This is a genomic window from Stenotrophomonas sp. Ste86 (genome assembly GCF_024519465.1).
Lineage (GTDB): Bacteria > Pseudomonadota > Gammaproteobacteria > Xanthomonadales > Xanthomonadaceae > Stenotrophomonas.
Genome location: NZ_JALJRW010000018.1, coordinates 44,650 through 64,800 on the forward strand (window position 1 = coordinate 44,650; position 20,151 = coordinate 64,800).

Annotated in this window: 19 protein-coding genes and 1 tRNA gene; 16 read left to right on the forward strand and 4 right to left on the reverse strand. The window is 62.1% G+C overall.

Features of this window, described 5'->3' with window-relative positions; translation table 11 throughout:
- The first annotated feature begins 14 nt into the window (after window positions 1-14).
- The 4 genes from NR101_RS14895 to ispH are packed head-to-tail and all read left to right on the forward strand — an operon-like array spanning window position 15 to window position 5,301.
- On the forward strand, window positions 15-962 hold the full coding sequence (locus tag NR101_RS14895) for a bifunctional riboflavin kinase/FAD synthetase (protein WP_256777124.1): 948 nt from the start codon (window positions 15-17) through the stop codon (window positions 960-962).
- Window positions 959-3,790 carry an isoleucine--tRNA ligase gene (ileS, locus tag NR101_RS14900; protein WP_256777123.1) on the forward strand — a complete coding sequence of 944 codons (2,832 nt, stop codon included), beginning with the start codon at window positions 959-961 and terminating at the stop codon, window positions 3,788-3,790. Before NR101_RS14895 ends, ileS begins: the two co-directional genes overlap by 4 nt.
- Window positions 3,790-4,296: a signal peptidase II gene (gene lspA / locus NR101_RS14905; protein WP_256777122.1), complete on the forward strand. Its 507-nt coding sequence runs from the start codon at window positions 3,790-3,792 to the stop codon at window positions 4,294-4,296. The genes ileS and lspA overlap by 1 nt, the downstream gene beginning before the upstream one ends.
- Window positions 4,297-4,350: 54 nt before the next feature.
- Window positions 4,351-5,301, forward strand: coding sequence for a 4-hydroxy-3-methylbut-2-enyl diphosphate reductase (gene ispH, locus NR101_RS14910; protein WP_256777121.1), 951 nt, complete (start codon window positions 4,351-4,353; stop codon window positions 5,299-5,301).
- A 115-nt stretch (window positions 5,302-5,416) separates the two neighbouring features.
- On the opposite strand, the gene NR101_RS14915 is transcribed toward ispH, so the two are convergent.
- Window positions 5,417-6,964: a hypothetical protein gene (locus NR101_RS14915; RefSeq protein WP_256777119.1), complete on the reverse strand. Its 1,548-nt coding sequence runs from the start codon at window positions 6,962-6,964 to the stop codon at window positions 5,417-5,419.
- 183 nt (window positions 6,965-7,147) lie between these two features.
- On the opposite strand from NR101_RS14915, the gene NR101_RS14920 reads away from it, so the two are divergent.
- Together NR101_RS14920 and NR101_RS14925 are read left to right on the forward strand one after the other, a co-directional pair.
- Window positions 7,148-9,031: a peptidase M61 gene (locus NR101_RS14920; RefSeq protein WP_256777118.1), complete on the forward strand. Its 1,884-nt coding sequence runs from the start codon at window positions 7,148-7,150 to the stop codon at window positions 9,029-9,031.
- A complete protein-coding gene (locus NR101_RS14925; protein WP_256777116.1) occupies window positions 9,028-9,747 on the forward strand; it encodes a lysoplasmalogenase in 720 nt (239 codons plus the stop codon). The genes NR101_RS14920 and NR101_RS14925 overlap by 4 nt, the downstream gene beginning before the upstream one ends.
- 25 nt (window positions 9,748-9,772) lie before the next feature.
- On the opposite strand, the gene treA is transcribed toward NR101_RS14925, so the two are convergent.
- On the reverse strand, window positions 9,773-11,410 hold the full coding sequence (treA, locus tag NR101_RS14930) for an alpha,alpha-trehalase TreA (RefSeq protein WP_256777115.1): 1,638 nt from the start codon (window positions 11,408-11,410) through the stop codon (window positions 9,773-9,775).
- Between the two features lie 199 nt (window positions 11,411-11,609).
- On the opposite strand from treA, the gene NR101_RS14935 reads away from it, so the two are divergent.
- The 7 genes from NR101_RS14935 (at window position 11,610) to NR101_RS14965 (ending at window position 17,175) form a co-directional block, all read left to right on the forward strand.
- Window positions 11,610-11,685 (forward strand) — tRNA-Thr (locus NR101_RS14935).
- A gap of 334 nt (window positions 11,686-12,019) precedes the next feature.
- Window positions 12,020-13,642, forward strand: a complete 1,623-nt coding sequence (locus tag NR101_RS14940; protein ID WP_256777114.1) for an RNA-directed DNA polymerase — start codon at window positions 12,020-12,022, stop codon at window positions 13,640-13,642.
- Entirely contained in the window at window positions 13,629-14,369 is a 741-nt protein-coding gene (locus tag NR101_RS14945; RefSeq protein ID WP_256777113.1) for a hypothetical protein, read from the forward strand. The genes NR101_RS14940 and NR101_RS14945 overlap by 14 nt, the downstream gene beginning before the upstream one ends.
- Before the next feature lie 432 nt (window positions 14,370-14,801).
- Window positions 14,802-15,170 carry a hypothetical protein gene (locus NR101_RS14950; protein WP_256777112.1) on the forward strand — a complete coding sequence of 123 codons (369 nt, stop codon included), beginning with the start codon at window positions 14,802-14,804 and terminating at the stop codon, window positions 15,168-15,170.
- Between the two features lie 30 nt (window positions 15,171-15,200).
- Entirely contained in the window at window positions 15,201-15,893 is a 693-nt protein-coding gene (locus NR101_RS14955) for a DUF2971 domain-containing protein (RefSeq protein ID WP_256777111.1), read from the forward strand.
- Window positions 15,894-15,973: 80 nt separating this feature from the next.
- Window positions 15,974-16,435: an Arm DNA-binding domain-containing protein gene (locus tag NR101_RS14960; RefSeq protein WP_256777110.1), complete on the forward strand. Its 462-nt coding sequence runs from the start codon at window positions 15,974-15,976 to the stop codon at window positions 16,433-16,435.
- Window positions 16,436-16,479: 44 nt separating this feature from the next.
- The gene (locus tag NR101_RS14965) at window positions 16,480-17,175 is read left to right on the forward strand and encodes a site-specific integrase (protein ID WP_256777109.1); all 696 of its coding nucleotides are present in this window, start codon (window positions 16,480-16,482) and stop codon (window positions 17,173-17,175) included.
- Between the two features lie 4 nt (window positions 17,176-17,179).
- Here the strand turns inward: NR101_RS14965 and NR101_RS14970 are convergent, their stop codons facing one another.
- The gene (locus tag NR101_RS14970; RefSeq protein ID WP_256777108.1) at window positions 17,180-17,425 is read right to left on the reverse strand and encodes an XRE family transcriptional regulator; all 246 of its coding nucleotides are present in this window, start codon (window positions 17,423-17,425) and stop codon (window positions 17,180-17,182) included.
- Window positions 17,426-17,670: 245 nt separating this feature from the next.
- Between NR101_RS14970 and NR101_RS14975 the strand changes: the two genes are divergently transcribed.
- On the forward strand, window positions 17,671-18,204 hold the full coding sequence (locus tag NR101_RS14975; RefSeq protein ID WP_256777107.1) for a hypothetical protein: 534 nt from the start codon (window positions 17,671-17,673) through the stop codon (window positions 18,202-18,204).
- Between the two features lie 40 nt (window positions 18,205-18,244).
- Window positions 18,245-18,586, forward strand: coding sequence for a hypothetical protein (locus NR101_RS14980; protein ID WP_256777106.1), 342 nt, complete (start codon window positions 18,245-18,247; stop codon window positions 18,584-18,586).
- Window positions 18,587-18,957: 371 nt separating this feature from the next.
- Here NR101_RS14980 and NR101_RS14985 read toward each other — a convergent pair whose 3' ends face one another.
- Window positions 18,958-19,428, reverse strand: coding sequence for a MarR family winged helix-turn-helix transcriptional regulator (locus NR101_RS14985; RefSeq protein WP_256777105.1), 471 nt, complete (start codon window positions 19,426-19,428; stop codon window positions 18,958-18,960).
- 101 nt (window positions 19,429-19,529) lie between these two features.
- Here NR101_RS14985 and NR101_RS14990 point away from each other — a divergent pair, with 101 nt between their 5' ends.
- The gene (locus NR101_RS14990; RefSeq protein WP_256777104.1) at window positions 19,530-19,988 is read left to right on the forward strand and encodes a hypothetical protein; all 459 of its coding nucleotides are present in this window, start codon (window positions 19,530-19,532) and stop codon (window positions 19,986-19,988) included.
- The last annotated feature ends 163 nt before the right edge of the window (window positions 19,989-20,151 follow it).

The following is a 20,151-nucleotide window of genomic DNA, read 5'->3' on the forward strand; positions in this document are numbered from 1 at the left end:
CGGATTCCCAGTTGATGAGCAGGCTGTTTAGAAGTATCGAAGGCGGGCAACTGTTCCCGCACGGAAGCGTGGTCTGCATCGGCGCATTCGACGGCCTGCACCTGGGCCATCGTGCGTTGGTGCGCCACGCCGTTGCGCGCGCGCGCGCGTTGGGCGTGGCCGCCGTGGCGGTCGCGTTCGAACCGCTGCCGCGTGAGTATTTCGCCCAGGGCGAGCCGCCGCCGCGGTTGACCCTGGCCCGCGACAAGGTGGCCATGCTCAGCGAGCTGGGCGTGGATGCGATCGGCCTGCTGCGCTTCGATGCGCGCATGGCGGCGATGCAGGCCGAAGACTTCGTGCAGCAGTTGCTGGTGCAGCGCCTGAGCGCGCGCGAGGTGTGGATCGGCCCGGAATTCTGCTTCGGCAACCGCCGTCGCGGTGACCTGGCGCTGCTGCAGTCGATGGGCGCCGAGCGCGGATTTGGCGCCGGCGAGATCGAGCCGATCGACCTGCACGGCGAGCGCATCTCCAGCACCCGCATCCGCCAGTTGCTGCGCGAGGGCAACTTCAGCCACGCCAATGACCTGCTCGGGCGTCCGTATTCGATCGGAGGCAGGGTAGTGCGCGGCCGGCAGCTGGGCCGTACGCTGGGGTTCCCCACCGCCAACCTGCGCTTCCCCAAGACGCCGGCGCTGTCGGGTATTTACGCGACCTGGGTGCACGGGGTGTTCGACCAGCCGTGGCCATCGGTCTCCAGCTTCGGCACGCGGCCGACGGTGGAGGGCGTAGAGCCGCTGCTGGAAGCGCACCTGTTCGATTTCCAAGGCGACCTGTACGGTCGCCACATTGAAGTGGAGTTCGTCGCCAAGTTGCGCGACGAAGAAAAGTTCCAAGATCTGGCCGCATTGACCGACCAGATGCACCGTGACGCCGAACAGGCGCGTCACATCCTTTCCGAACACAGATTGCGAGCCACTGCGTGAGCCAGGACTACAAAGCCACCCTTCATCTGCCGGCAACCGAATTCCCGATGCGCGGCGACCTGCCCAAGCGCGAGCCGGGCATTCTGTCGCGCTGGGAAGACGAGGGCCTGTACGCCCGCCTGCGCGAGAACGCGCAGGGTCGCCCGCTGTTCGTGCTGCACGACGGCCCGCCCTACGCCAATGGCCAGATCCACCTGGGCCATGCGGTCAACAAGATCCTCAAGGACATCATCGTCAAGTCGCGCTACCTGGCCGGCTTCGATGCGCCCTACGTGCCGGGCTGGGATTGCCATGGCCTGCCGATCGAGATCCAGGTCGAGAAGAAGTGGGGCAAGGTCGGGGTCAAGCTCGATGCCGAACAGTTCCGCCAGAAGTGCCGCGAGTTCGCCGAAGAGCAGATCGACCTGCAGCGTCGCGACTTCAAGCGCCTGGGCGTGATCGGCGACTGGGACAACCCGTACAAGACGCTGAGCTTCGATTTCGAGGCCAATGAAATCCGCGCGCTGTCCAAGGTGTTCGCCAACGGCCACATCGTGCGCGGCGCCAAGCCGGTGCACTGGTGCTTCGACTGCGGCTCGGCACTGGCCGAGGCGGAAATCGAATACCAGGACAAGACGTCTCCGGCGATCGACGTGTCCTACGTGGCGCGTGATTCGCAGCAGCTGGCGCAGCGCTTCGGCGTGACCCTGCCGGCCGATGTCGAGGTCGCCGTGCCGATCTGGACCACCACCCCGTGGACGCTGCCGGCCTCGCTGGCGGTGTCCCTCGGTGCGGAGATCGACTACGTGCTGGCTGAAGGTCCGGCCCACAACGGCAAGCGCCGTTGGCTGGTGCTGGCCGCGGCCCTGGCCGAGCGCTCGCTGCAGCGCTATGGCGTGGACGACCTGGTCGTGCACGGCCACGCTACCGGCGCCGCGCTGGAAAACCTGCTGCTGGCCCATCCGTTCTATCCCACCCGCGACATCCCGCTGCTCAACGGCGCGCACGTCTCGGCCGAAGACGGTACCGGTGCGGTGCATACCGCGCCGGGCCACGGCCAGGAAGACTTCGTGGTCAGCCAGCAGTACGGGCTGATGGACCAGTACACCGCGGGCCAGATCAACCCGGTCGACGGCCGCGGCGTGTACCTGCCCTCGACCCCGCCGGCCGGCGATGTCGAACTGGCCGGCGTGCACCTGTGGAAGGCACAGCCGCTGATCATCGAGGTGCTGCGTGCCTCCGGGGCGCTGCTGGCCTTCGTCGAGATCGTGCACAGCTACCCGCACTGCTGGCGTCACAAGACCCCGGTGGTGTTCCGCGCGACCCCGCAGTGGTTCATCTCGATGGACAAGGCCAACCTGCGCCGCGATGCGATGGCCGCCATCGACAACGTCGGCTGGTTCCCGGCCTGGGGCAAGGCGCGCATCGGCGGCATGGTCGAAGGGCGTCCGGACTGGTGCATCAGCCGCCAGCGCACCTGGGGCGTGCCGATCGCCTTCTTCACCCATCGCGAAACCGGCGAGCCGCATCCGCGCACCGTCGAGCTGATGCAGCAGGTGGCCGACCGCGTGCAGGTGGGCGGCATCGACGTGTGGTATTCGCTCGACGCGGCCGAGCTGCTGGGCGAGGAAGCGGCGCACTACGAGAAGGTCACCGACACCCTCGACGTCTGGTTCGACTCGGGCGTGAGCCATGAAGGCGTGCTGCTGGCACGTGGCTTCGGCAAGCCGGCCGACCTGTACCTGGAAGGCTCGGACCAGCACCGCGGCTGGTTCCAGTCCTCGCTGCTGACCGGCGTGGCGATCGACAAGCAGGCCCCGTACAAGCAGTGCCTCACCCACGGCTTCACCGTGGATGAGAAGGGCCGCAAGATGTCCAAGTCGATGGGCAACGGCATCGAGCCGCAGGACATCATGAAGACCCTGGGCGCGGACATCCTGCGCCTGTGGATCGCCTCGGCCGACTACAGCAATGAAATGTCGCTGTCGCAGGAGATCCTCAAGCGCAACGCCGACGCCTACCGACGCCTGCGCAACACCGCGCGCTTCCTGCTCGGCAACCTGGACGGTTTCGATCCGGCCCTGCACCTGGTGGCCCCGGCCGACATGGTCGCGCTGGACCGCTGGATCGTGCATCGCGCCTTTGAGCTGCAGGAGAAGATCAAGGCGGCCTACACCAGCTACAACATGGCCGAGATCGTGCAGCTGCTGCTGAACTTCTGCAGCGTCGACCTGGGCTCGCTCTACCTGGACGTGACCAAGGACCGGCTGTACACCATGCCGATCGACTCGCGTGGCCGGCGTTCGGCGCAGAGCGCGATGTACCACATCGCCGAAGCGTTCACCCGCTGGATCGCGCCGATCCTGAGCTTCACCGCCGACGAGTTGTGGGGCTACCTGCCGGGCGCGCGCAAGGACAACGTGCTGATGGCCACCTGGTACGACGGCCTGGCGCCGCTGCCGGCCGATGCGCCGCTCAACGCCGCCGATTTCGACCAGTTGCTGGCGCTGCGTGAGCATGTGTCCAAGGTGCTCGAGCCGATGCGTGCCAATGGCGCGATCGGTGCGGCGCTGGAGGCGGAGATCACCGTGGCGGCCGATGCGGAAACCGCCGCGCGCTGGCAGCCGCTGGCCGAGGAGCTGCGCTTCCTGCTGATCAGCGGCGACGTGCAGGTGCGCCCGGCGACCACCGATGAGGTGTTCGTCAGCGCCCAGCCGACCGAAAAGCAGAAGTGCGTGCGCTGCTGGCACTACCGTGCCGATGTCGGTGCGGTGGCCGCCCATGCCGAGCTGTGCGGTCGCTGCGTGAGCAACCTCGACGGTGCCGGCGAAGATCGGCGGTGGTTCTGATGAGCGCCGTCCGTCCGCGTCCCAATGCATTGGTGTGGCTGCTGCTGTCGGCGGCGATCATCGGTCTGGACCAGTGGAGCAAGGCCTGGGTCCTGTCCAGCCTGCCCGAGTACCAGCCGGTGGTGGTCATCGAAGGCTTCTGGAACTGGTTCCGCACCTACAACACCGGCGCGGCATTCAGCTTCCTGAGCGATGCCGGTGGCTGGCAGCTGTGGTTCTTCACCGCGCTGGCGGTGGGCATCAGCGGCCTGATGGCGTTCTGGCTGTCGCGTACCGCGCGCGGCCAGTGGCGCAGCGCCGTGCCTTACGCCCTGGTCATCGGCGGGGCCATCGGCAACGTGATCGACCGGCTGATGCACGGCCACGTGGTCGATTTCATCCAGTGGTACGTCGGTGACCATTACTGGCCCTCCTTCAACATCGCCGATGCGGCGATCGTGGTGGGGGCCGTGGGGATCGCTGTGTTTGGTCTGTTCGACGGCAAGGCCGAGAAAAAAGCGGGATAATTCCCCCTGTATCCCGCAATGAACCGGCCTGGCGCCGGCCGGAGTATCTGACCGATGGACGTGTTGCTCGCCAATCCGCGTGGTTTCTGTGCCGGTGTCGATCGTGCGATCGAGATCGTCAAGCGCGCGATCGAGACCCTGGGCGCGCCGATCTACGTGCGCCACGAGGTCGTGCACAACCGCTTCGTGGTCGACGACCTCAAGGCCCGCGGCGCGATCTTCGTCGAGGAACTCGATGAAGTGCCCGATGACAACACGGTGATCTTCAGTGCGCACGGCGTGTCCCAGGCCGTGCGCCAGGAGGCCGAACGCCGTGGCCTGAAGGTGTTCGACGCGACCTGCCCGCTGGTCACCAAGGTGCACCTGGAAGTGGCCCGCCACTGCCGTGCCGGCCGCGACGTGGTGCTGATCGGCCATGCCGGCCACCCCGAAGTGGAAGGCACCATGGGCCAGTGGAGCCGCGAGCGCGGCACCGGCCGGATCTACCTGGTGGAAGATGTCGAGGATGTCGCCACGCTGGAGATCGACCAGCCGGAGAACTTCGCCTACACCACCCAGACCACGCTGTCGGTGGATGACACCCGCGGCATCATCGAGGCCATGCGCGCGCGCTTCCCGGCGATGCAGGGGCCGAAAAACGACGACATCTGCTACGCCACCCAGAACCGCCAGGACGCCGTGCGCGACCTGGCCCAGCGCTGCGACCTGGTACTGGTGGTGGGCTCGCCGAACAGCTCCAACTCCAACCGTCTCAGTGAACTGGCGCGCCGCGAAGGCGTGGAGTCCTACCTGATCGACGGCGCCCACGAGATCGACCCGGCCTGGGTGGCCGGCAAGCAGCACATCGGCCTGACTGCCGGCGCCTCGGCACCGCAGGTGCTGGTGGACGGCGTGATTGCGCGGTTGAAGGAGCTGGGCGCGACCGGCGTCGGTGAGCTCGACGGCGAGCCGGAGTCCATGGTGTTTGCGTTGCCAAAGGAACTGCGGCTGCGGTTGATCAGCTGATCGGGCGTGATCGTTGGTGCAGCCACGCATGGCGTGGCTCTACCGGATCGCGGTAACCGACCTTCAACCGGTAGAGCCACGCCATGCGTCTCCGCGCTGGCAATCCCACCGCGCATTACCCCGTAAATACCGCCCGCAATCGCTGCCACGGCCTCTCCAATCCCGGCGTGGCCGCGCCGATCACTGCGGCGTCCAGCGCATCGACCAACGCCAATGCCCTGGCGAAACTGCACACCTGCTGCCACGCAAACCCGGCATCCAATCGCCCCAAGCCACCGCCGGGCAACTGCTGGCAGAGATAGTCCGGACCGGGCACCAGCCCGATCCCCGGTATTCCGCACAGATACGGACTGGCGCCTTCGCCCAGGAACAGCTCGCCAATGCGCGGTGCCACCACCAGGCTGCGCAGCTTGCTGCGGCCGGCAACGGCAGCGCAGTACACCTGCTCCATCGCCGGGTTGGTGGCGTAGACAATCTCGCGTTCCAGCCGGCCGGTGGCCCGGGGGTCGCTGCGTCCCGGACCGTCCTTCCATTCCAGGCAGCCCAGGTGCTCCAGCGTCAGGCAGGCTACCGCGCGCGCGTGATCACCCTTGCCATCCCACAGCCCAGGATGCGCACGCAGCCATGCCATCGTCGCCTGGCCACGGTCGGTGAACTGCGGAATCTGGAAGTGGCCGCTGGCGAACACGAACACCATGTCGCGACGCCGCGGGCGCTGGGCGAAGGCAGCGGCCAGCGCGAGCAGTCCGGCGCCGCCATTTTCTTCGCACGCATTGGGGCCATCGGTGTGGGTGTTGATCAGGATGCTTTCACCCCGCGTGGTGCCGGGCAGCACGGCATGCAGGGAGTCGGTCCCGGCCTCGGTGCGCTCGGCCTGCAGCACCAGCGTCGCACTGCGGCCAGCGTGCGCAGCCGAACGCAGCGCCTCGCCGGCCTGTTCGCCCACCCATAGCGCCGGGCAATCCATCCATGGCGTGGTGAACGGCAGTACCTGATCGCGCGCCAGACCTTCAGACAGCCCGCCAAACACGCAGACCACGGCGCGTACGCCGGCCTTGCGCGCGCGTTCGAGCAGCGTCGGATCGATCAACGGCGCCAGCACCGGGATGACCTCATCGCGCGCAAACCCGGCATCGGCATCGGGCAACATCGCACGCTGCTGGAACACCATCGCCGCCTTGGCCCGGCGCATCGCCACCGGATCGATCCGCACCACGGCGATCGCATCGCGCGCGGGTTCCATCCGTTTGGCCGAGTCCAGCCACACCAGCCGACCATGCACGCCCTGTGCGTCGGTCTGGCCCGAGTAGGGATAGGGCGCGGCAACCTCGATGGGCGTGCCATCGTCCAGCCGCAGCGCGCAGTGCTGCGGCGTCCAGCGCTGGATCCGGTGATGCTGGCGGTGCACCTGCAGACCGAGCGCTTCCAGTTCGCCGGCCAGGTAATCCACCGCCTGCGCGTGCGCGGGCGTGGCGGTCAGTCGCGGGCCGAACGCGTTCAGCGCTTCGATCCAGCGCCAGAGCTGGGCCTGGTCGGGCAACAGCGGGGTGATGTCGTCCACCGCAGGCAGTGGTACGCGCCGGCGCGGCCCCTGTACGGTCAATGCGGCGGTGGCCACGGCCGCCGCGACGGTCAGCCCGCCTATCCATCTGCGTGCCTGCATGCGTGATGCCTCCCGGGGAGTGTCTGCAACGTGGCGGGCAGTGTGGCGCTGGCACGGTGAACACGGCGGCACGCGTCGCCCGGCTTTGCCCGTTCTGGCCGCAGCCCCGCGCATGACCTTTGGCCATGGGGCAGGGCGATAGCGAGGTCTAGGATCGGATGTTTCGCCGCTGGAGCGTTGCCGATGAAGATGCGTGCCACCGTCCTGTCCGTGCTGTTGGCGTTGTCGGCCAGTGGCGTACAGGCGCAGACGTCGCCCCCACAGGATGTGGCCTGGCCGGGCGTGTTGCGCATCGATGTGGACGCGCGCGACATCGGCCGGCGCATCTTCAAGGTCAAGGCGACCATTCCGGCCAAGCCCGGTCCGCTCACCCTGCTGTATCCGCAGTGGCTGCCGGGCAGCCATTCGCCCAGCGGCCCCATCGACAAGCTGGCCGGGCTGGTGGTCACCGCCAATGGCAAACCGCTGGCCTGGAAACGCGACCCGTACGATGTGTACGCCTTCCAGGTGGACGTACCCGAAGGTGCCAGCGAGGTGGTGGCCGCGTTCAAGTTCCTGTCGTCACAGGGCGGTACCCAGGGGCGGGTGGTGATGACCCCGGAGATGCTCAATCTGCAGTGGAACGCCAACTCGCTGTACCCGGCCGGCGTGATCACCCGCAACCTGCAGGCGCAGGCCAGTGTGACCCTGCCCAAGGGCTGGTCGTATGCCACCGCGCTGGAGACCGAGCGCCGCGACGGCGACACGGTGGTGTTCAAGCCGATCCGCTACGACCACCTGGTGGATTCGCCGCTGTTCGCCGGCCGCTATTACCAGCAATTCGACCTGGATCCCGGCGCCAAGGTGCCGGTGCATCTCAACGTGTTTGCCGATGATGCCAAGTCCCTGGTCGCCAAGCCCGAACAGGTGCAGGCACACCGTGCGCTGGTGCAGCAGATGTACAAGCTTTACGGCGCACGTCACTTCGACCGCTATGAGTTCCTGCTGGCACTGACCGGCAAGCTCGGCGGCATCGGGCTGGAGCACCAGCGCTCCAGCGAGAACAGCGCCGAGACCGGCTACTTCACCGACTGGGACAAGACCTGGCTGGGCCGCGATTTGCTGCCGCACGAGTTCAACCATTCCTGGAATGGCAAATACCGTCGCGGTGCGGATCTGGCCACGCCCAACTTCAACGTGCCCATGGGCGACAGCCTGCTGTGGCTGTACGAAGGCCAGACCCAGTTCTGGGGCCAGGTGCTGGCTGCGCGCTCGGGGTTGTGGAGCGTGCAGCAGACCCGCGAAACCCTGGCCAATGTCGCGGCGACCTACGATCGCGGTCGTCCCGGTCTGGCGTGGCGCAGCCTGCAGGACACCACCAACGATCCCACCATCGCCCAGCGCCGCGCGCTGGGATTCCGCAACTACCAGTTGAGCGAGGACTACTACTCCGGCGGGCAGATGGTGTGGCTGGACGTGGACGGCAAACTGCGCAGGCTGACCGGCAACAAGCGCAGCCTGGACGATTTCGCCAAGGCGTTCTTCGGCATGAACGATGGCGACTGGAACGTCAATCCGTACACCTTCGACGACGTGGTGCACACCTTGAACGGCATCGCGCCGTTTGATTGGGCGACCTTCCTGCGCGAGCGCCTGGATGGCCACATGCCGCTGATCGGCGGGCTGGACGCGGCCGGTTGGAAACTGGTCTACACCGATGCCCCCAGCGATGCCTTCAAGGCGCAGGAGACCCGCGCCAACGGCACCAACCTGGTCTATTCGCTGGGCCTGAGCGTGGCCAACAGCGGTGCAGTCACCGACGTGCTGTGGGACAGCCCCGCATTCAACGCCGGCCTTACCCCGGGCATGACCGTGCTGGCGGTCAACGGACGCGTGTTCAAGGGTGAAGCGCTGAAGGAAGCGGTGACCGCTGCCAAGACCGACACGGCCCCCATCACCCTGCTGGTGCGCAGCTTCGACCGCATCGACACGGTGACGCTGGATTACCACGGTGGCCTGCTGTATCCGTCGCTTGAGCGCATCCCCGGCAAGCCGGATCGTCTGGCCGAGCTCTGGAAAGCCCGATGACCGTCCGCGGCCGCGAGCTACTCATCGTAGTGCTGGCGGCCGCCGCCATCCTCGGCGCAGGGCTGCAGGGCGACGGACGCTGGCTGCACTGGCTGGCAAAGCCGCTGACCACCCTGCTCATCGCGTCCATCGCATGGCACCCCGGTAGTGCCGGCCGCTGGCCGGCAACCTCAGCCCTCTCACTGGGCCCAGGCTACCGTCGCGCGGTGCTGGCCGGCATGGGGCTCTCCTGCGTCGGCGACATCGCCTTGATGCTGCCGGTGGACGCCTTTGTCCCGGGGCTGGTCGCGTTCCTGCTCGCACATGTCTGCTACATCATCGCGTTCCGCGCCGGCTTCAGGGCCGGGCGTGGATTGTGGATGGCCGTTGTGCTGTTGGGAGCGTTCGCCGCCACCAACGTCACCGCGCTGTGGCCGCATCTTCCCGCCGACATGCGCGTGCCGGTGCTGGCCTACGTGGTGGTGCTCGCGTTGATGGCGATGCTGGCGTTGGCGCGCGTGTGGGCGAGGCCAGCGTTGCCCGGCGTGCCGCGTCGCAGTGCAGGCTGGGCTGCCGGTGGTGCACTGCTGTTTGTCGCCAGCGATTCGCTGCTGGCGTGGGACCGCTTTGCGGATGGATTGCCGATGGCCAGTCTGCTGGTGCTCGGTACGTATTACGCCGCGCAATATGGCATCGCCCGGTCGGTGGCAGGTGGCGGTCGAAGCGCTTCGGTTTGATGCCAACGTTGGATTGAAGGGGCGATCAGTCCTCGTCACCCACATCCTGCGCGTTCTCGCAGCGCTTTCGTGGCGGGCACAGCCGATCCAGCAACGCTGCGGTGACGCCATTGCTCCAGCCGAAGCCATCCTGCAACGGGTATTCGCCGCCACCACCGCCGCCGGCCGAACCGTCGACCACGTATTTCTCCACCAGTTTGTTTTCGCGGTCGTACACCGCCTGCACCGTGTGCAGGAAGCGGACCCCGATGCGGCGCGCGACCGCGTCCTGCTTGTAGCGCTGCAACCCATCCACCGCGACCCACTGCAGCGGCGCCCAGCCATTGGGCGCGTCCCATTGCTGGCCGGTGTCCAGCGTGGTGGTCAGTAGGCCGCCTTGGCGTAGCAGCTGCGTGTTGGCTGCCTTGGCGGTCTGCCGGGCCTGCGCAGGCGTAGCGACGTGTAGCCACAGCGGGAACAGCGCGGCGGCGGTGAGCGCGGGGCGGGTCGCGCCGGTGTCCAGATCGCGATCGGCGTACCAGCCGTGTTCGGCATTCCAGAGCAGCGTGTTGATGGCGCGCTGGCGTGCCTTCGCCTGCTGCTTGAAGTCGCGTGCGGCAGCGCCGTCACCGGCGGCCTTGCTGGCGCGGGCGAGGGTGGTTTCCAGGTGGAACAGCAGGCTGTTCAGATCCACCGGCACGATCGCCGTGGTGTGGATGCTGGCCAGCACGCCCGGTTCGGCCAGCCAGCGCGAACTGAAATCCCAACCCGACTCCGCACCCGCGCGCAGGTCGCGATACACCTGCGACGGCGCGCGCTGCGGCGCCTTCGCGGCGGTGGCCAGGTCATCGGTCCACGACTCGGTGCGTGGCACCGCGCGCGCATCCCAGTAACGGTTGAGTACCTGGCCATCGGCCAGCCGTACCACGCGCTCGCTGGCGGTGCCGGGTGGCAGGCCTTGCGCACCGCGCATCCAGGAGGCGTGCTCGATGCGTAATTGCGGCAGGTAACGGCGATACGCGTCGTCACCCTCGTGGGTTGCCAGCAGATCCACCATCATGCTGAAGAACGGCGGCTGCGAGCGGCTCAGGTAATAGCTGCGGTTGCCATTGGGGATATGCCCGTACTGATCCAGCTGCCAGGCGAAGTTGTCCACCATGTCGCGTACCTGCTGCCAGCGTCCGCTCGAGGCCAGCCCGAGCATCGTGAAATAGCTGTCCCAGTAATACACCTCGCGGAAGCGTCCACCCGGGACCACGTAGGGCTTGGGCAGCGGTAGCAGCGAGCCGCGCGGGTCGACCGTCTCGGTGGTGCGCGTGAGCACCGGCCACAGGCCTTCGATGTGGGCGCGCAGGGTTTCGCCGGTGGGTGGCACGTAAGCGGTTGCCTCCCCGGGCACGGTGAAGTGCTCGGCGACGAACGCGGGCAGGTGGTCCGGCTGACCTCTCATCTCTTGCCACTGCGCCAGCACAGTGCTTGCTTCCTGCCTGGGCACGGCGTCGGCGAAGGTTTTCTGGTCCTTGAACAGGTGTGCGCTCTGGACCTGCTGGAACAGCGGTTGCCACTGCTGGTCTGGCGGCATTGGTGGCTGCGGGGCCGCCTCGGCGGCGGCGGTGCTTGGACCGGGGCCAGCGCAGAGCAGGCAGACCAGCAGCAGGCCGGTGAAGCGGGGGCGGGAGCGCATCGGCGGCCTCCAGGGGGTGGTGGGGCCACTTTAGGGGCGGAGGCGTCAACGTCCGGTCCTGTTGGGGGCAGCCCTTGGTGCACCGCTTGTGGGACGGGCGATGGTGGACTGTGGGACGGGGATTGCGGGCCTGTACTGCGGATGTGCTGGCGCGGCCAATTGACCATTCCGGCCACTCCCCCGTAGAATTGCCTGCTCAGCCGGAATAGCTCAGTTGGTAGAGCGGCGCATTCGTAATGCGTAGGTCGTAGGTTCGATTCCTATTTCCGGCACCAGATACAGCAGAAAGCCCCGGCCTTGGTCGGGGCTTTTTGTTTGTGTGGGTGTTGGAACCTATTGATGGGAAAGGTGTTTCTTCCACTCCCAAGGTTAGGTGGCTTAAACAGGCGACAGTTGCGGACAATTCGCATCCATCTTGGAACAACTGTGCAAAGTCGCACTGTTGGCTTCAATGCCGCTTACCACGCTGAGCGGCTTCTTCGAGCGTCGGTCAGTTCAGTGTGGTAAGAACGCATCAGATGGCTCAAAGTTGGACCATAGTCGGCGAAGATCTGATCCCAAGCCCGACCTTCGTCGATACGTACCCTCGTGACTTGGAGTGTGACGGTAATGGAGTACAGAGACTTCCTGAGGGCCGCGCGCGAAGTGGGCGCGCATGGAGACAACGACACATTGCCGTTCGATGGCGATTCTAGGTTCGTCAAGGCATGCGCCGAGTCGCTTGCGTACGTTGCAAATGCACTCTATGAAAGGTGCTTGACAAAAACCCCCGCGGAGGTCAAGGAGGAACTGAAAGGTTACGAACCGTTCTCCGAGCGGTTGCTCGTACCTACGGGTTCCGCCGGCTTTAGGGTAGTAACAAAGATCCATCCATTTTGGAACATTTTCCTCAATGGCCTTGGAGTAAGCATTGCACGGGTGTCCGCGCCTCTTCGTTCCGGTCGTGCACATTCGTATCGATTTGTAGATGACGATGATGCGATTGACATTTTCGATCGGAGTTATTCGTGGCGGGCTTTCAGGCTTGCTTCAGTCGAAGCAGCAGAGCAGGCCGGCGACGACGCTGTAGTGATCCAGACAGATATTTCCAGCTTCTATGAACGAATATCTCACCATCATATCGAGAACATGCTTGGTAGCATGGTCGATGAACAGTGTTCCGTTCAAGTGAACGCACTGTTGTCGCGCTTCTCTGCAGGACGCTCATTCGCTCTACCCGTCGGAGGTCAATTCTCGAGGATAGTCGCGGAGTCCTTTATGCTGCCCATCGACCAAGCCCTTGACCGCAGAGAAGTTAATTGGTTTAGGTACGTTGATGACTATGTGGTAGTTGCCCCTGATTTCCATGTTGCTCATGAACATCTTGCGTACTTATCCAAGCAGCTTTCTGATTTTGGACTTTCGCTAAACAGGACGAAGACCACGATTCTACGAGCATCTTCGTTCTCTGACTACGTTCGTGCGCAGCTGGGAGCGGACGAGGGCGAGGTTGGGCTGTTGAAGGAGATTGACCTCCACTTTGATCCGTATTCTGATTCGCCTCTTGAGGACTACGAAAGTCTACGTGCAACCATTGAGTCCCTCGATGTGCAGAAGCTACTTAGCTTGGAGTTGGAAAAGTCAGTTCCGGATAACTTTTTGGTGGCTCAAGTTGGTCGGACCTTAGAGTTTCACTCGCCTGAAGTTGCCCTTGACTTGGTAAAGACGCTTTTGAGTGAGGCGAGCTTGAGGTCATTTCGTGGCTCATGGTCAACGATCATGAGAGGCGTCGCTCATCTGCGGACTTTGGATGGGTATCAGCACGTTCACGAAGAAATCGATTGCTGTCTGGACCGAGTTTTGACGCACTCTCGCTACCTCTTAACCAATGAAGGAAGTCAGCTTCACTTCCTTCGAGCCCTGCGCTTCTCGCCCTCGCGTGTCCGTGCTGCGTTCGTTTGGGGTCTCTATGAGGAATCCGCCTCAGTGACCGTCAAGCGGGGATGCATTGACTGTGTATCCGGGTGGGCCACCCACGGCGATTTGAACACAATAGCTAATCGATGGAGTGGGATGCATGCCGAGGTGCGGCGGGCGGCATGGATCTGTTCAAAAGCTTTTGGGAGAGAGGGGGTGGATTTCCGGAGGCAGCGTCGCACGTCTCTTGTTCGAGGAGGACAGCTCGGATTTGAACAGGGTGAATCAGAAACGTTCTCCGTTATCTTTGAAAGGTGGGCGCGTGAGCAGACCTAACCTGATTGACCCGCGAAGCGTCGCTCGCGACGTGCCTGGGCTGTTCGAGATCGTATTCCCCGGACTAACCCCTGGTCTCGTTGCTCACCTCAATGCTACGAGCTGCTCCTTAGAAGGGGATGCAGTTGATGACGAAGAAGTTCGACGGTGCAAGCTAGGGGCAGCCCTCTTGTTTGAGGTCTCTTGCGTCAGGGTGGATCGTCTCTTTGAGCGTGATGAGGGAGCTGATAATCCTCAGTCTTGCCTAGTGGAAGCTTGGCACAGGCAAAGTAGGTTTTACGACGCAAGATATGTCGACTTCATTGATGATCACGACTGGACTATTGCACGCGAAGTTGGTAACTCTCTTCATGCTGCACTGATCGATGCATGCAAATCACGCGGACAGTCGGTTATCGTTCGTCCTCTAGTAATGGGTTGCCAGTGGATCTCAGGTTCCTGCGGAGACTACGCGATTGGTGACTGTATCGTCGAGGTAAAATGTATCGTAGGCAACTTCAGTGGTGCCGACTATCGACAGGTTTTGATCTATTGGATGCTGTCACTCATCGCTGATGTTGAAGGGCGCGGCGAGGTCTGGAAGCAGGCGGTTCTCATCAATCCCCGCCGAAAGTTGATGATTGATCTAGATCTTCAAAATTTCTTGACGGTAGTAGGTCGCGGCGCTACCCACATTGAGATGATGCAGCGGTTCTTGTCCGTCGTAGGGGAGCGCATGCCTAGGTGACGTGAGTCTGATCAGCCTGACGATGCACTTCGTGAGGTTTGTGTCGATTGGGTCGATTGAAGCATGTCGAAAACTTATGTCTTCGCGTAGATTTTTCTGTGTGCCAGGATCGATAGTGGTTGGGCGGGACCGGGCTAGCGCAGGCGCTGTTCATTAGTTGGGTTTTGCATGAGCAATGATGTCTCATTCGTCATCGTCTTCTCTGCGAGACCCTTCGTCTATAGAACGGTTGGAAACCAGGCAGGCTTGATCGCTATTGCAGTGACGCATGAGTGGCGCATCGTAGGCTAGTCATGCCCATCTCTGACGGGGGATATCATCAGGATTTTTGATGGAGTGGCTGCAGGGGCACGAACTCGGTAGATCAGTTCTTCGCTGATGGAAGTTGGGAAATGTAGATGTACTTGAGAATTCCAAACATAGGGTGGAACTATGGGTAATGCTGCCATCGATCAAGTTTTGTACGAAAAGCTCGTGAAGCTCGCAATCGATGGATCCCTCGCAACATACGGAGATGTCGCTCCATTGATCGGCCTCGACATGGCATTGGACGCTGACCGTGAAGAGATTGCGAGAAGGCTTGGAGATATTGTTCTCTTCGAGCATGCGCAAGGAAGACCGATGCTGACTGCCTTGGTCGTGCATAAGGGTGGGGATAACAACCCTGGGGAGGGGTTCTTCTCCGCTGCTGAAAAAATAAGTCTGTTTAATGGTTCTAGGCGAGATATCGACAGGCTCATCTTCTGGGTCAATCAGGTAACTTTAGTTCACAATCACTGGTCAAGTTCGAGATTGAGCTGACCAATTTCCGTTCGACATAGATGAGTCGATATGTCAGAGAAAAAGAGTTCTGGTTCTATCTACCGCATCATGGACTTTGCGCGTGTTGTTGAGCTTTTTAACACCAACGAGCTGTATTTTGCCAGTCCCTCAGAGTGGGACGACCCATACGAGAAAAGAGGCATTCCACTGAATGGTGGAGGGGTCTTTGCACAGTGCTGGTGCCAGCTTGCGGCCTCGGACGCGATGTGGAGGATCTACTCCCAACATGGTATGGGCGTTAGGATTTCTACTTTCCCGACGAAGTTGGAGGAGCAGGTCACGGCTGGAGTTATGAACGATGGCCTTAAATGGCGGGGTGGGCCGGTTGCGTATCTTCCGCAGTTCAAGTTGGACGAAGAATGTAGAGCTTTGGCAGGAAGGCTGCGTCAGGATTCCAAAGCCAAGCACGCGGTAGAAATGCTCTACATGAAGAGAGAAGCTTTCCAGCATGAGAGTGAGTGGAGGGCGACCATATATCATCCTGTAAAACAAGGCCGTCGTGGGGGAAATGGTATTAAAGTGCGCGTTGATGCGCATGATTTGGTTAACCGAATACTCCTGGATCCTAGGGCGCCGGATGCGCTTATCGATGCATTTAAGTTCTATTTTGAGAAGAAGCTGAAGTTCAAAGGAAGAGTGGGGCGTTCTGTTCTCTATAGATCGCCAGATCCTATTGATTTTGACGATGAAGAGGATGTGTAGAAGCGGAAGATCCTCATCCAAACACGGCCTCGCATCCTGTCCTAAGTTGGCCTTATCGCCACTTACGGACAGTCTGCGCAATGTCATCCGCCCTCACCAAACGCATCGTCCTCACGTCAGAACCCCGGGATCGCCCCTACGAGCTCAGGGACGCTCAGGTTCGCGGTCTGATTCTTCGCGTGCAGCCCTCAGGGCACAAGGCTTGGATCGTTACCTGGGCGCACGGCAAGCGTCGTACATTAGGGTCGGTAGAGCACCTGACGCTCGACCAAGCTCGAGACCAAGCCCGGCAGGCGGTAGCTGAATACGTTCAGTCTGGTTTGCCTTCACTCGCGAAGTCGAAGCCCACCAGTTGCACTCTCGAAACGCTGCTCAACGATCATTTCGAACCTTGGGCTGTTGCCGAGCTCAAGGGTGGTCGTCAGTATCCGGATCGCATTCGATCAGTGTTCCCGTGGCTGCGCGCCGTCAGATCATTGAGATTGACGTTCCGACGATGGAACGGTGGTGGCGTGGGCGTATCGCTGGGCCGGATGCCGTAACCAAGGCTACGGCAGCGCGCGACTTCGCGTGCCTGCGGTCTGCATTGTCTCGCGCCGTTGAGTGGAAGCTGATCGAGACCAATCCCCTGATGGGCATGCGCCAGCGATCAGCAGCTAGCCGCAAGGTGGTTCGGTTCCTGTCCCCGGACGAAGAAGCGATGCTCCGAGCCGCGCTTGCAGCGCGCGATCTAGCCGGGGTTGAGGGCAGGGCGAACGCGAATGCGGCTCGACGTAAGTACCGGCAAACGGTCCTGCCTGATTTGCCGATGGATGGGTACGTCGATCACCTAACGCCCGTGGTTCTTACAGCCATGAACACCGGTATGAGACGGGGTGAGCTTCTCTCGATGACATGGACCGACATCAACTGGGAAGCAAAGATGCTCACCATCCAGGCGGAGAACGCCAAGTCGGGCAGGCAGCGTCACATCCCTCTGAACGTCGAAGCCATGGAAGTCCTGCAGCGTTGGGCCGGTCAAGCGGGCGAGCGACGTGCGGGCAAGGTCTTCGACGTGACCGATATCAAGAAAGGGTGGGGCAAGCTCATTTCCGATGCCCGCATTGAACAGTTCCGGTTCCATGACCTGCGGCATCACTTCGCATCGCGCCTGGTGCGGGCAGGGGTGGACCTAAACACTGTGCGCGAGCTCTTGGGTCATGCAGACATCACCATGACCTTGCGGTATGCACATCTGGCCCCTGATACCTTGGCGGCAGCTGTCGCCAAGTTGGCGGCGTAAGCGCTTAGCCCAGTTGTTGCCCAGCCAAACGCTCAAGCTCTTCCCGCATCCTTTGGCGTTCCGCAGAGGGCAGCTTGGCGAAAGCCAAGATTGCCGCAGCCAAGTCATCATCTTCAGCGAACAGGTAGGCGACCGGCACGTCCAGCGCGCTGGCGAGCTCCGCCGCCTTGGTCATGTCGGCTTGGTTTCGCTCGCGCTCGTACCTGTTGATCAGCACGGCACCCCGATTCTTGTCCTGATCCTTATCCACCAGCGCCCCCAGCGCGCGCTGGGACAGCCCGCGCAGTGCTCGAGCTTGGGACAGGCGCTTGGAAAACGTAGCAGTGATGACTGGTGGCGAGGGCACGCGGAGGTAACGGTGTGTGAACCTGCAGGAGCATGGGCCATATACCTATTCAGTAGAAGTCATTACCATGGCGGTATATAGCGTTGCACGTGGTGTGACCGGCCGCAAGGGGTGGCCGGGCCCGTCAGCGCTGAGTCGGGGACGTTTGGATGAAGAACCGGATTGCGCTTGCTGCCGTCATGTCGTTGGTGCTGACGGCTGTTGCCCCAGGGGAGGTCGTAGCCCAGCAGCAGCGGTCATATGACCGCTTCAAGGATCGAACCTCTTACGATGCCAAAGTGGAGCTATCACAGCTGTCCAAGACCAGTAGGGGCGTTTCTTTGAGCCTGAGTAGTGCGGTGGACGGAGACCGCCCTGTGACGAAGTCGGACACCTTTACGGTGTCGGCAATCGTGACCTTCAACATGTCCTATGACGTTCGCTGTGCCGGTACAGGGTTTGACATGCTCGTGGACGGGAAGGCTGTTTCGCTTCCTAACGACATGCCTGCTTTCAATCGCCACGAGTACGCGATCCTATCCTTCGGCAAGAAGATGAACTTCGCGGAAGCAACGGCCTTCGGTAGTGCCGAAAGGGTCGAGGTCCTGGTCTGCGACACCGAATACAGTCTGGATGAGGAGCAGCGGGCTGCGCTGCGCAATCTGGTCAGGGACTCTCAGCTTGATAGTGCAACCGGTGGCTGAAGTCCGAAATCCAAGTACATCCAATCATGGAGGAGAGAAGATGCAGACCAGCAGTCCGGCAATCAACGTCTATCAATGCCCGGGGTGCCAAGCTCCGATCCCCTCCGGCAGATCATCCCCCAAGTGTCCTAAGTGCTATGCGGACCTGCCCAAGGAAATTGTTGAATCGAATCGTGCCAGCGTGACTGCAGGGCAAGAGCGTGGCTCCGCAGCTGCGTGTGTGATCTTCGGCTTGATTGCCCTTGGTGTCGGGCTCTACTTCCTGATCAACCCATCAGCAAGCGGTTACGGCAACTTCGCAAACATGCATGCGCTTGCAGTCGGTCAAGCTCTGACCGTCGCTGGGGCTGTCTTGCTTGGGTTTGGCATTCGCCCTCGATAACTTGCTCGCTAGCTTGATCGGGCCCGTTGGCAGAGATGTCAGCGGGCCTTTCGCATGTGCCAATGTCTGCGATATGGGGCCATCTTCGATTGGGGGTGCTATCCGTAGTCAGAAGCGTACTGGCACGCCCTGCCGCGCGATGTGGGGCGCTCCGTCGACTCTGCATGCAGGGGTGTAGCTACTCAGTCCGACGCGCGCTGTGGCGCGATTGGTTGGCATTGCTGAGGCTGCTATCGAGCAGAGGGTCAGGATCATCCGCATCCAAGTCGCGAAGTCCTAGGTGAGTCGGGGAAGTCGCGCTACCTCGCTGCCGAAGTGGGGTTGACGCCTGGGGCACTCCATACAGCCGGAGCGTGCATCGTGCCTGGCTGCTACGCCAAACCGTCGTTAGATTCCAGTGCCGAGCGAATGACTGCCATGGACGATGAAAAGTCTTTCAGCTGCCTGTCCTTCAGATATCCCAGGTAGCTGACATTGATCTTCTCCCAGGCATCATTGGCGCGGCGTAGAAGCTTCTTGCCATCGTCAGAGAGTCTTGCGTACTTCTGTCGGGTGGAGTCAAAAAAGATAGGTTCGTCTTGCCACTCTTCGATCAGACCGGCGGCATCCAAGCGCCTATAGATGCCTGTCATCGAGGTCGGTGACATGCCCAAGCTCTTCGCCACATTAGCTCTGATTGCGTGTGATCCCCTTTTGCAGAGTCGATCAATGTCGCTAAGCACCAAGTACATATTGGCGTCGAGCCCGATTTCATCCAGCTGCTCATCGACTCTTCTCCGCACAAGCCTTGCTAGCGCCAACAGTTGCTCGATCTCAGGGAACTTTCTAGTCGTGGGCTTCATACATCAGGGAAATATGGGGGGAGGTCCGTATCGTACATCCCCCCATATTGCAGTCGCTAGGCTACTCGTGCAGCAAGTCGCTGCTACTAGGAGATTCCAAAATGAGTGACATGTATCGTGCAATTGAACTGTGCTGCGCCCGGTGCGAGTCCGCGGCTCGCCTCGAGGAGGTGGAGCGTGAAATTGCCGAAATGCTGATTGATGACTATGTCTTGGAGAAGGACGAGGAGTGTGCAGGTCTGCGACCGCTTGAGAGCGCCAGCCTTACGGACTTCCAAGCAACTGAGGAGTTTGGGCGGCTGACTGCAGGCGCGCTTGGAGTGCTGCAGACCGAGTACAGCTTGCAAACTTGTGCTGATTCCCGCTTCCGTGCTCTGTGGAAGGCACGTCAGGCTGTGGAACTGACCGGCATTCCTTACGCCTTCTACATCAAGGAAGCCGTCAACTATCTTCGCAATCTGAGCGTTAAGCACATCAACCCGACTTCGCTGACCAGGCGGCACGTTCAGTTGTATGTGATGGCACGCTTCGTCGAGGAAACTGCGCCCAATCGCGTCTAATTCGTTCGGCGTCGAGTAGGCAGATGAGAGTGTCCGGTGCGGAAGGGCCCTCCGCACCTGGCCGACTTGTCCAACGATCCGGAAGGGAGGGAAAAGGTCGGGAAGGTGGATCGTCAGATTCGGTAGCGACAACAGCTAGTTGGAGGGGGGGGGGGGGGGGCTC